General features: G+C 65.8%; 7 protein-coding genes. All 7 read left to right on the top strand.

The features are described from left to right. Nucleotides 1–91: 91 nt before the first annotated feature. Nucleotides 92–1,525 carry a PAS domain S-box protein gene (locus ACWHYV_RS13880; RefSeq protein ID WP_447977086.1) on the top strand — a complete coding sequence of 478 codons (1,434 nt, stop codon included), beginning with the start codon at nucleotides 92–94 and terminating at the stop codon, nucleotides 1,523–1,525. Between the two features lie 479 nt (nucleotides 1,526–2,004). Then, nucleotides 2,005–5,019: a response regulator gene (locus ACWHYV_RS13875; protein ID WP_447977085.1), complete on the top strand. Its 3,015-nt coding sequence runs from the start codon at nucleotides 2,005–2,007 to the stop codon at nucleotides 5,017–5,019. Then, nucleotides 5,016–7,061: a response regulator gene (locus ACWHYV_RS13870; RefSeq protein ID WP_447977084.1), complete on the top strand. Its 2,046-nt coding sequence runs from the start codon at nucleotides 5,016–5,018 to the stop codon at nucleotides 7,059–7,061. The genes ACWHYV_RS13875 and ACWHYV_RS13870 overlap by 4 nt, the downstream gene beginning before the upstream one ends. Then, nucleotides 7,058–7,390 carry an Hpt domain-containing protein gene (locus tag ACWHYV_RS13865; protein ID WP_447977083.1) on the top strand — a complete coding sequence of 111 codons (333 nt, stop codon included), beginning with the start codon at nucleotides 7,058–7,060 and terminating at the stop codon, nucleotides 7,388–7,390. The genes ACWHYV_RS13870 and ACWHYV_RS13865 overlap by 4 nt, the downstream gene beginning before the upstream one ends. A gap of 305 nt (nucleotides 7,391–7,695) precedes the next feature. Then, nucleotides 7,696–9,114, top strand: a complete 1,419-nt coding sequence (locus tag ACWHYV_RS13860) for a sigma-54-dependent transcriptional regulator (RefSeq protein WP_447977082.1) — start codon at nucleotides 7,696–7,698, stop codon at nucleotides 9,112–9,114. Between the two features lie 374 nt (nucleotides 9,115–9,488). After that, entirely contained in the window at nucleotides 9,489–11,537 is a 2,049-nt protein-coding gene (locus ACWHYV_RS13855; RefSeq protein ID WP_447977081.1) for a tetratricopeptide repeat protein, read from the top strand. Further along, a complete protein-coding gene (locus tag ACWHYV_RS13850) occupies nucleotides 11,534–12,760 on the top strand; it encodes a two-component system sensor histidine kinase NtrB (protein WP_447977080.1) in 1,227 nt (408 codons plus the stop codon). The genes ACWHYV_RS13855 and ACWHYV_RS13850 overlap by 4 nt, the downstream gene beginning before the upstream one ends. Nucleotides 12,761–12,769 lie beyond the last annotated feature (9 nt).

Below are 12,769 nucleotides of genomic sequence, written 5' to 3'. Positions count from 1 at the left end.
CGCCCCCCTCCGTCCGTACCGATGTTCGGCCTTGATGACGGCGGGGAAACCCTCGCTCGGAGCCGCTTCCAATGATCACGGACGAGACGAGATGCTGCCTGCCCGCGATGAGCTGCTCCGGTTGATCCTGGACACGACGACCGATCTGGTCGAGGTGCTCGATCCAGCCGGGCGTCGCATCTTCTGCAATCACGCCTATCGGGCCATATTGGGAACCTCCGAGTCGCTCCTCGGCACGGACGCGTTCCGTGAAGTGCATCCGCACGATCGAGACCGCATGCGGGCGCTCTTTACCGAGACGATCCGCACGGGGATCGGGAAGCGGGCGGAGTACCGCCTGGTCTTGCCCGATGCCCGGGTGCGGGTGATCGAATCTCAGGGCAGTGTGGCCCGCGATGCGGCAGGATCCGTCACGAGCGTCGTGGTGGTGGCCCGCGACATCACCGAGCGCAAGCGGGCGGAGGAGGCGCTCCATCGCAGCGACCATTGGTTGCGGGCGATCCTGACGCATGATCCGGCCTGCGTGATGGTCGTGGATCGTGAAGGGCTGATCCAAGAAATCAATCCGGCCGGTTTCGTCATGCTCGACGCGGCGGCTGAAGCCGACGTGATCGGGCATTCGATTCTACCCCTGATCGCAGAGGAGGACCGTGAGAGGTTTTCTCGGATGGCCGAGGGAGTCCTCGCGGGGCGAGCGGGAGCCCTCCAATTCCGACTCGAAACAGGCCGTCGGCAATCGCGCTGGGTGGACGCGAAGGCGGTGCCGTTCGGCGACGTGCAGGGCAAGCCGCTGTCCGTGCTCATGATCGCCCGGGATATCACAGCCGCTCGGCGGCTCGAGGCGGAGCTCCAGCAGGCGTTGAACCTGGCGACTGTCGGGCGGCTGGCGGGCCGAGTGGCCCATGACCTCAACAACCTTCTGACGGGGATTGCCGGCCGTAGCGATCTGCTGAGCCGGCAGTTGTCGGATGACAGCCCCCTCCGTCGCCATGCCGAAGAGATCAAGCACGCGTGCACGCGGTGCGCCGCCCTGACCCATGAGCTCCTTGCATTCGGCCGCGATGGAGGACGATCCTCCGAGGCCATGGCTCAGGCGGTGACGGCGACCGCCGTGGGAGCCACCATCCGACCCATGGTGAGCACGCACCCGATCCCGATCGGTCTCGTCGTCGACGACGATCCGGCGGTGAGAGGCGTCGTGCGAGAAGCCCTGCGCCTGGCCGGGTTCGAAGTCTTGGAAGCGACGGACGGCCAAGCGGCCCTTGCTCTCTGCGACCGCCATGCCGGTCAAGTGGCGCTGCTGTTGACCGGCGTGGCCGTGCCTCACGTGCGCGGCCGCGAACTGGCTCGTCGACTTTCTTCCCGCTATCCGGCGATGCGGACCATCTTGATGTCCGGCGAGAGAGAGGAGGATCTGCTTAGCCAGGCGGCCTTGCAGGAGGGCATGACCGTTCTGGCGAAGCCGTTTACCGTGCAAGCCCTGGAGCAGAAAATCCACGAGGTATTCCAGCCGATCCGCACGTAGGTCCCCTGTCCAGACGGCGGCTCATTGCCGGTTCTCCCCGTCGACCATGCCCTCAGAGCTCAGGCCGATAAGCCGGCGTCCTCGTGTTCGCGTCTTTCGCCGTTGATGGTCGTTGTCTGTTGATGGGGTTCTGTTCTTGTCCGCCCAGCCGGATGTCGCGTGGATGAGGGACGCAGCCCTCCGCTGGCGCTTCAAGTTTCTCGAACCGACGGCCGACATTGACTGTGATCGTGCTCCGCCGCGGACATCCATCGAAATGAACCAGGTGTGCCGGTTCAGGGATGCCTTTCGCGCATTCAACGCTCGAGCCATGCCTCGAAACAGCCCGTATGTTTGCCCGAGTGGTCGACGGCCGATGCCGTGCAGCCGGGCCGGTCGCGCTGGAGTTTCGAACGGGTTCTTGAAAGCTGATCCCTATGTCTAGTGTGGAGCACCAGGACCGAGGCATCCGAGCTTCATCAACATCGTGGCACGGCGTTGTGCCGCTCCTCGCAGGTGATGGCGGGGCGCTGCCGGACCACGTCTGGCGCCGCCGACACCGCGGGATCGTGATCGCCCTGTGGCTCCACGTCATCGGCATCCCTGTCTTCGGCTGGCTCCTGAACAACTCCATTCGACTCAGTGTGGCCGCCGCCACCGGCGTGGCCTTCATGGCCGTGCTGGCGGGGCTGGCAGCACTGCCGCGCAGGCTCCGGTCCTGTCTGACGACGGCGGGTCTCGTGGCGTCGGCCGCCCTGCTCGTCCATCTGTCCGGGGGCTACATCGAGATGCACTTCCATTTCTTCGTGGTGATGGCGGTGATCGCGCTGTATCAGGATTGGACGGCGTTTCTGCTTGCGTTGCTGCTCCTGGTGCTGGACCACGGCGTGGTCGGAATGCTGGCCCCGGAATTCGTATACAACCATGCGGACGCCGCGGCCCATCCCTGGCGATGGGCGCTCGTGCACGCAGTGTTCATCCTCGCCGAATGCGCGGCGCTCTTGGTCTATTGGCGGGCCAACGAAGCGGCACAGTCGGATGTGAGAGAGCGTGAAGCCCGCACGCGGCTCATCCTGGACAGTGCGCTCGATGCAGTCGTCACCAGTGATGGACAGGGCAGGATCACGGGCTGGAATCCCCGTGCGGAGGTCATGTTCGGCCGGCGCAGGGCGGACGCGATCGGGCAACCGATCGGCCTGGTACTGGTCATCGACGGTGACGACGCCGACGTGCTCCCGGCGATTCCTCGTGACGCTCGCGTGGAGCGACGCACCGAGGGGCTGGGAAGGCGCCCCGACGGCGCACTCTTCCCCGTCGAAGTCGCGATGAGTGGGACGATCGTCGATGAGGCGCCGCTGTACGCCGCGTTCATTCAGGACATCACCGATCGAAAACGGGCGGAAGAAGAGCTGAAACGGGCGAAGCAAGCCGCTGAAACCGCAAGCCGGGCCAAGTCGCAATTCCTCGCGAACATGAGCCACGAAATTCGGACGCCCATGAACGGAGTCTTGGGGATGGTCGACCTGTTGCTGGCGACCACGTTGACGGCCAAACAGCGGCGGTTCGCCGAAACGGTCCGCCAGTCCGGTCAGAACCTGCTGCGAATCGTGAATGAGATCTTGGACTTCTCCAAGGCGGAGGCCGGCAAGCTCGTGCTCGACCAGGACGACTTCGACGTGCGGGAAACCATCGAGGAAGTGATCGATCTGGTCGCCGAGCGTGCGCAAGGGAAAGGGCTGACGCTCGCATGTGAGATCGCGCAGACAGTGCCGCTCGTGTTGCACGGAGACGCCGGCCGTTTACGTCAGATCCTGATCAATTTGGTGAGCAACGCCATCAAGTTCACTGAAGAGGGCGAAGTGATCGTGCGCGTCGGCGGGGAAGCGGTGGCGCCGGACTCCACGGTAAGCACGGTGTCGGATGAGCGCGGGGGGGCGCAGGCCTTTCGGCTGCGTGTCGCCGTGAGCGACACCGGGATCGGCATCGCCCCGACGGCGCGACCGAGGCTGTTCGAGCCGTTTGCACAGGCCGACGGGTCCACCACGCGGAAGTACGGAGGAACCGGGCTGGGGCTGGCGATCGTCAAGCAACTCGTGGAGATGATGGAGGGCACGGTCGAGGTGGAAAGCCGGCTGGGACAAGGATCGACGTTCACCGTCACCGCCTGCTTGAAGTGTCCCGATGATGCGGCCTGGGTCGCCAGCCCCAAGCGGTATGAGCTGGAAGGCCTGCGGGTGCTGGTCGTCGATCCGAACCCGACGATGCGGAGCATTGTCGAGCATCAGTTGAAGGCCTGGCGCATGCACCCGGGGACCGCGGAGTCGGGGGGCGACGCGTTGGCCTTTCTCCGCCACAAGGCGTCGCGCGGGACGGGGTACGACCTGGTCCTCCTGGACGCGCAGCTCCCCGATATGGGGGTCGTCGCCCTCGTGCGTGCGATACGGGCGGACCGACTGCTGACGGGGCTGCGCATACTGGTATTCGCGGCGGTGTGCCCGGATGAAGACCCCGATGCCTTGCGACGGGCTGGGGCTGACGCCGTTCTGACGAAGCCGTTTCGCCAGTCTCGCCTGTATGATTGCATCGCGACGGTCATGGCCGGGTCGCGTGAAGAGCAGGCGGCGATACACGACGGTCAGGCGACGAAATCCGATCTGCGGCTGCACCCCGGTCATGTCTTGCTGGCCGAAGACAGCCCGGTGAACCAGGAAGTGGCGGTGGGCATGCTCGAGACCCTGGGCTGCCGGGTCGACGTGGCGACGACCGGCCGGGAAGTCGTGGCCGCGTTGGAGCGGCAGACCTACGACCTCGTGCTGATGGACTGCCAGATGCCCGAAATGGACGGGTTCGAAGCGACGCGCCGCATCCGCCAGCGAGAGGCTGCCGCGACGATGGGCGCCCGGCTGCCCATCGTCGCGCTCACGGCCCATGCCGTGGCCGGAGATCGAGAGCGATGCCTGGCTGCCGGCATGGATGACTATCTCAGTAAACCGTTCACTCAGGGTGAGCTGCGTGCGATCCTGTCCAGGTGGGTGGCGATCGGGCGGACGTCGACGCCGTCCCCCGTGCCCGGCGCCGAGATCGCCGCGGATGCACCGGCCGCGGCGGCTGAACCGATGGAGACGCGAAACGAAGGAGGGGACGACCCGTCCCGTCCGCCCACACTCGATCGGAACGCCTGGGAAAGTATCCGTGCGCTCCAACGTCCCGGACAGCCCGATCTGCTGGCCAAGGTCATCACGAAGTACCTGGCGTCGAGCCAGGAGTTGTTGGAGACCATGCGCGCCGCCGTCGGGTCGGGCGACGCCCCCGGAGTCCACCGCAGCGCCCACACGTTGAAATCCAGCAGCGCGACGCTCGGGGCGCTCCGCTTGGCCGGCTTGTGTAAAGAAGGGGAGCAGATGGGGCGAGCAGGCTCGCTCGAGGAGGCGCACACGCTTCTGATGGAGATCGAGGCGGAGTATGTGCGCTTTCGCCAACTGCTCAGCGACGAACTGGCGCGAATCGGGGCATGAACGGGACGGCCGAGAAGATCTTGCGGGCGTTGCTCGTGGACGACGACCCCGTCATGCGGCTGTTGGGGCGCGAGGCGCTCGAGCAGGCCGGTCTCGTCGTCCACGAGGCCGAGGACGGGGAGCAGGCCCTGGCGGCGTTCCGCGAGCACCGCGCCGACATCGTCTTGATGGACGTGATGATGCCGGTCATGGACGGCTTCCAGGCGTGCGCCGAGTTGCGTCGGCTTCCCGGCGGCGAACGGACGCCGGTCGTCATGGTCACCGCGCTGGATGATTTCGACTCCATCAGCCGGGCGTATGAAGCGGGGGCGACCGATTTCATTACGAAGCCCATCAATGCGATCATCCTGGGGCACCGCGTGCGTTACATGCTTCGCGCGAGCCGGGCGTTGGAAGAATTGCACGGCGCGAAAGAGGCCGCGGAGGCGGCGAATCGCGCGAAAAGCGAGTTTCTGGCCAACATGAGCCATGAAATCCGGACGCCGATGAATTCCATCCTCGGCATGGCCGACCTCCTGGCAGAGACCACGCTGGCGCCTGAACAGAGGGATCATCTTCAAGTGATTCGGCGCGCGGGGAGCGCCTTGCTGGTGCTCATCAACGAAATCCTCGACGTCTCCAAGATCGAAGCGGGCGAGGTGACGCTCGAATCGATTTCGTTCGATCTCGGCGATCTGGTACGCGGCTGCCTGGATCTGTTCGCGACGCGCGCTCAAGAGAAGGGCCTGGAACTGAGCTTCCGAAGATCGCCCTCGGTCCCCGTCCACGTCGTCGGCGATCCGCATCGACTGCGGCAGATCTTGGTGAACCTCATCGGGAACGCCGTGAAGTTCACGGCGCGCGGTCGGGTCACCGTCGCGATCGATGTGGAGGATCGACAGGAGCGGACGGCAGAAGGAGCCACACGAGCCGAGCCGCTCCCGAACCAGAATGGAGGGGCCTGCCGGCTTTCCTTCATGGTCGAGGACACGGGGATCGGCATTCCGGCGGACAAGCAAGGTGTCATCTTCGAGAGCTTCATCCAGGCCGACTCCTCGACCACCCGGCAGTATGGCGGGACCGGGCTGGGCCTATCGATCGCGAAGCGGCTGGTGGAGTTGATGGCCGGCCGGATTTGGGTCGAAAGTGAACCCGGCATCGGGAGCCGCTTCTATTTCACGGTGGGTCTTGCCCCGGGACCGCCGCTCGTTCCTGGGAGCGCGGCGGTACCCGGCCCGCTCGCCGGCCTCCGTCTCCTCATCGTCGAGGATGACGCCGGCACCCGGAGCAGGCTGCACGAGGCGCTGAACGAGTGCGGCGCCGTGGTGCGCGAAGCGGCCGGCCGTGATGAGGCGTTGCGGACCATCGGAGGCGGCGGGTGGAAGGAGGCCGGCTTCGACCTCGTGCTCGTCAGCGCTCGATTGGCCGGCGGCGGTGGATTTCAGGTGGCCGAGGAACTGTCGCGGATGACCGGTCGTCCCGAACGGATCCTGATGTTGCTCGCGGAGAACGGACGGAGCGGCGATATCGCCCGATGCCGCCGCCTGGGGCTCGGCGGCTGGCTGATGAAGCCGATCGATCTGTCCGAGCTCGCCGCCGCCGCCAAGGTCGTCGTCTCCAGCCCGGCAACCGACCCGCATGATCCCGTGCTCCTTCCGGACCGTGCGGCCGAAGGCGGCTTGCAGATTCTCTTGGTCGAGGACTCGCCCGACAACCGCGCCCTGATCCTGGCGTATCTGAAATCAACCCCCCATGAGGTGGAGATCGCGGAAAACGGAGCGATCGCGGTGGAGAAGTGTACGACGGGCGATTTTGACCTGATCCTGATGGATGTGCACATGCCGGTGATGGACGGCTATGCGGCGACCAAGACGATCCGCGAGTGGGAGGGGCGTCGCGGCGGTCCGGCGATTCCCATCATCGCGTTGACCGCCCAGGCACGCCGTGAAGACGAAGAGAAGAGTCGGGCCGCAGGCTGCTCGGCCCACTTGACGAAACCCATCAAGAGGGCGACGCTCCTGGCGGCGCTGGACCGGTATACCCGACGTGAGGTCACGCGATGAGCAGGGATGAGGCCGACGGACGCATCCGCGTCCAGGTCGATCATGAGCTCCTGGATTTAATTCCGACGTTCCTCCAGAACCGTCGCAATGACATTCGGTCGCTCCGCGAAGCCGTGCACCGGCGGGATTTCGAAACGGCACGACGGTTGGGCCACAGCATGAAGGGGTGCGGCGGAGGCTACGGATTCGATGAAATCACCCTCATCGGCGGTGAAATCGAAGAAGCGGCCAAGCGTACCGATTCATCGGCGATCCTGGGGCAAGTCGATGCCCTTTCGCGCTATTTGGAGCGGGTCGAGGTGGTGGCGGGTCGCTTGCCGTCGCCGTGAGGGTTCCGCTCTGCAACACCTGGCCGAGTCGCCTACGACCGCCTTGTCCATCTCCTAGTCGAGCGGCTGCTCCAGCCCCTCTCCGTACGTCCTCCTCCCGTCATCCGCGTCGCCGACCTCCCTGGAAGCCTCAGCGGGCTAGGGCCATTCGCCCCTATCACGATAGGGCAGAAAGTCGCACAAGAGATCGCGACCGTCTCTACTGCAATCATCGGGGGACGGCTATCCTTATGCACGAGGCTCCACGGGTTCGTCGCCGCCAGCCGGCATCATTCGGACATGCTAACCAAGGAGCGTACACGGCCATGCTGATCAGTCAGGCCCATATCATCGTCGTCGATGATGATCTCCACGTGCGGGAGGTGCTCAAGGAACTACTGGTCGAGGAGGGGTACCAGGTGACGACGGCGCCGGATGCGCCCACGGCCATCCAAACCGTGAAGGACACCGTCGTTCACCTGGTGATCACTGACCTTCGCCTCCCCTGCATGGACGGGCTGCTCCTGCTCGAGCGCATCAGCCAGCTCGACGCAAAGATCGTCGGCATCGTGATGACGGGGTTCGGGACCATCGATGCTGCGGTGAAGGCGATGAAGGCCGGGGCGTTTGATTTTATCACCAAGCCGTTCGACGCGGACGCCGTCACGATCGTCGTCAAGAAGGCGCTCGAATTTCAACGGCTGCGGCAGGAGAATCTCCTCCTCCGAAAGGCGGTCCGAGATCAGTATCGGACGGAACATCTCGTCGGTACGAGCGAGGCGATGCAGGGTGTGCTCGAGTTCATTGACAAAGTGGCGGACAGCGACAGCACCGTCTTGATCCTCGGCGAGAGCGGAACGGGGAAGGAGCTGATCGCCAGGACGATTCATTACAACAGCTCGCGGCGGGACCAGCCACTCGTTCCGGTGAACTGTGCGGCGATTCCGGAAAACCTCCTCGAATCCGAGCTGTTCGGGCATGAGAAGGGTGCGTTTACCGGAGCCCTGCATGCCCGCATGGGGCGGTTCGAGCTGGCTCATGGGGGAACAATCTTCCTCGACGAAGTCGGTGAAATGAGCCTGGCGCTGCAGGTGAAGCTCCTTCGCGTCCTCCAGGAGCGCTGCTTCGAACGGGTCGGAGGGACCAAAACCATCGGGGTCGACGTCAGGATTTTGGCCGCGACGAACCAGGATCTGGAACAGGCGGTTCAGGAGAAGCGATTTCGCAAGGATCTCTTCTACCGACTCAACGTGATCCCGATCACGATGCCGCCGCTGCGCGAGCGTCGCAGCGACATCCCGCTGTTGATCGACCACTTCCTCGCTCATTTCAATCGGGCGAAACAGGCGGTCGTCTCCGGCGTGGACGCGGAAGCCATGGAGTATCTGGTCCACTACGGATGGCCGGGCAACATCCGGGAGCTCGAGAATTTGGTGGAACGGCTGGTCGTGTTGAAGAAGGCCGGGGCGATCACGTGCCGGGATCTTCCTGAAAAGATCCTTCGCACGCTTCCGCCGCCGTCGACTAAGGCCGAGGGTGCTATTCTCTTCAACGGCAGCGGTATCGATCTCGTCAAGGAGCTGGAGCGGCACGAAAGCCGCTTGATTCTCGAAGCCATGCGGCACGCCAAAGGGGTCACGAGCAAGGCGGCCCAATTGCTCCACCTCAACCGGACCACCCTGGTGGAAAAACTCAAACGCAAGGGGCTGGACGCCAAGCTGCAAGGCGAGCTGTATCCTTCCTAGCCCGTGTGCGCAGCACGCCCTTTGCGGCGACCGCTCTTCCCGACCGGCTCGGCCTTTCTCGTTCTTCACGGCGACGTCCTGAATGACTCCGGCGGCGCGCTTCCCTCGGAGGTCTTCTCTCGTCAACGTTTTGACTGTGGCCGGGCGGCTCGTCGTTCTCTTGACGCTCCGCTGAGCTTTCGTGCCCGCCGACCATGGTTCCGCTACAGAAGATCTTGGAAATCTGAAGGCTCCGCGCGACCGCCACGAAGGCATGGGACTTGCTGGCCGGCGAGTGCATGCCCAACCTCCTCGCAGCGGCAACCCTTACGCTTCTCATCGTCTCTATCGACGCCATAGGTGGGGACGCTCAGGTAGCCGCCCCTCCAACCTCCATGCCGATCCCGTTACCGGTGTTGCCGTGGTCGGCCATCGCCGCAGGGGCGTCCACTCCATTGCCCGATGCCGGCCCCCGCTATGAACGGCCGATACAAGGCCCGGGCGCCGAGCCGTTCACAGAGGGGCTCCTTGCCTATCGAGAGCACAACCTGGCGGTCGCGCAGACGCGTTTCCAGGCGGTGGTCGCACACCATCCCGCCGATCCGCTGGCTGCTCCTGCCCGTGCTTTTCTTGCCGAGATCATCGCGCTCGGCGGCAGCGACCAGCACCGGCGCGAGGCGATCGATCGCTATCGAGCGATCGTGAGGGACGAGCGGAACACGCCGGACGCCGGCCGCGCCCGCTGGCGAATCGGGGATTTGTTTGCCGAGATCGGCTGGTTGATGGAGGCCAAGGCGGCCTATGAGCAGGCGCTGGCCGAGAGCCCATCGGATGCCGGCCGTGCACTCCTGGGCATCGGTGTTGTCTTGATGAAGCAGGAGGCATGGAAAGAAGCCGAGCAGATCCTCGACCGCATCAAGACCGCAACGGACGACTCGGAGCTCCTTGCCCACGCGGCCTTCAGCCGGGGCGACGCCTTCTATGCACAACGGCGGCTCCCGGACGCGCTGGCGGTGTACGACGATGCCATGGCCCGGTGGCCGGCCCTGGTGCGGTACCGCCCTCACTCGTTGCTCGCCATGGCGGAGGCGAAAGCCCAGAGCGGCGATGGCGCGGCCGCGCGCGCTCTCTACGGCCTCTTCAGCAACCTCTACCCCACGCATCCGCAGGCCGCGATGAGCTTGATCAAAATCGCCGACGGGTGGCGTGCGGTGGGGCTCAGCGGCCCGGCCCGGGTGTTCTACGGCGAAGTGTTCACGCGGTATCGGGGGACGCCCGGCGAGACCGTGGCGCGGATGCGCCTGGCCGAATTGGGGCGCGACCTGGTCGCCCGCGATCCCTCGTCAACCCTTCGACTGGCCGTACAGGGTCTGTTCGAAACAACGGCCGCGCCCGTCTACGATGCCGGTGAACAGGAAGCCATTTTCCGGGCGGTGGCGAAGACGTACGACACGTTGGAGGTGGGGAGCGAAGCGCTGTTTCACCTCGGTGAGTCGCTGGAGGCGGCCGGTCGCCCGCTCGATGCGGTACAGGTCTACCGCGAGCTCAGTACCCGCGGCGGGGCCGTTCCCGGCGATCCCTGGCCAGCCGCCGCCCGCGGGCGCCTGGTTGCGCTCTTGAGCCCATGGATCCACGCCGCGCTACAGGCCCATGACGACCTGGCGGCCGTCGCCTTGTTTCATCGCCACGGGCCGTCGGCCGAGGCGCTCTATGCCGGGACCGATCTGCTGCTGTGGGTGGCCGATGCGCACCGCCGCGCGGGGTTCTCTCCGCAGGCGGTCAAGCTGTATCAGGCCCTGCTGGCCCAGTCGGTGCCCGATGTCCTTCGCGAGCGGGCCCTCCTCGGTCTCGGGCACACCTATGTCGAGCAGGACGACCTGCCGGCGGCGAGGCGGGTCTTCGAGCGCTATCTGTTGCAATATCCCGCGGGCCGAGGGAAGGCTGAGGCGCTGAAGCATTTGGCGGTCATCCTCGAACGGCAAGGCGACGCGCCGGGCGTGATCCGAATCGTGGGACAGTGGGAGCGGGCGGCTCGGTCCCAGGCCCATCCCGATCGGCCCGGGCTCTTGCTTCGTCTTGCGCGCGCCCAACGCCGGAAGGGGGACGTCGCGGCGGCGTTGAAGGCGGTGGTCGAGGCCGAGAAGGCTGGAGGCCTGCGGACGGCGGGACAACGGCTGGAGTATGCCGACCTCCTCGGCCAAGCCGGCCGGTTCGATCGGGCGCTCGAGCAGTATCGCCGGGTCGTCGATGGAGGCGGTGCGCCGGAGGACGTCGACTGGGCGCTGCTTCGAGCCGCCATGCTCCACGAGCGGGAGCGGCGCGCGCGCGAGCGCCGCCGCATGCTCACGCAGTTGCGTGACACGACGCAGGATGAACTCGTCCGGCGCGTGGGGGCAATCCTCCTCGACGAGACGCCGGCGACGAGGGCGGGGGGAGAACCATGATGCCGCGACGACCGGCTGAAGAGTCGCCGATGGGCTTGCTGCACGATGCGTTCCGGAGCTTTGATGAGGCCGCCGAGACGCTGCAGGAGTCCTACCGTGCGCTGACGGCGCGGGTCGAGCAGCTCGATCTCGAATTGGCCGCGACGAACGAGGCCCTCCGTGCGAACCTGAAAGAGAACGAGGAAATCAAGGCGCATCTCACGGCGATCCTCGAGTCGCTGTCGACGGGGGTGATCGTCGCCGCCGCCGGGATCATCACCCGATGCAACAAAGCGGCCGAACGCCTCCTGAGCGTCGCGCGAGGCGAATTGGTGGGGGAACGGCTGGAACAGGTCCTGGCTCGGATGCGACTCGACATCGACCGCTACCCGGTGCGCGCTCCTGCCGGCGTTTCATTGGCGGTGTCGCGGGCCGTGTTGCTCGACGCCTCCGGAAGTCCGGCGGGGGACATCCTGCTGCTGCAGGATGTCTCGCGTCTCCGCACGTTGGAGGAGCGTGTGCAGCGGCGCGACCGGCTGGCCGCCATGGGTGAAATGGTCGGCCGGATCGCGCATGAGATTCGGAATCCGCTCGGGAGCGTTGAGCTCTTCGCCTCGATGCTCCGCAAGGACCTGGCCCATGATCCGACGCACCGCCGCTATGCCGAGCACATCTCGGTGGCCGTGCGCGCCATGGACCGCTTGCTGGCCAATCTGTTGGCCTACGCGAGGCCGGACTGCTCGCGGGCCGGCTGGCATCCGGTGGCCCGGATCCTCGAGGAGGTGCTCATGCTGGCGTCCCATGAGATCGCCCGGGCCCCGATCTCCACGCGCGTGCGCATCGATCCGGCGGTGACCGCCATCTGGTGCGATGTCGGCCCCTTCAAACAGGCCCTTCTCAACGTGTGCACGAATGCCGCGCAGGCCATGCCGGAGGGCGGGGTCCTCTCGATCGAGGTCACGGGAGAGAGCGTGGAGGAGGGGTTGATCCGGATCGCGGTGGCCGACACGGGGGTTGGCATCGATCCGGCCCATCGAACGCGGATCTTCGATCCCTTTTTCACGACGCGCGAGGAGGGGACCGGCCTGGGGCTCGCGATCGTTCACGCGATCGTCGACGCACACCACGGCCGTGTCGAGATCGACAGCGCGCTCGGACACGGGACGACGGTGACGATGCTGTTGCCGGCGCGCCCGAGGGCGGGCGGGTCGCCTCCCTGGACGGAGCGGGCGAAGGCGGATTGAGAGAGGAGG

The sequence above is a fragment of the Candidatus Nitrospira bockiana genome, from assembly GCF_965152565.1.
The sequence above is the reverse complement of the archived record's forward strand: the minus strand, read 5'-3'. Positions and strand labels throughout refer to the sequence as shown.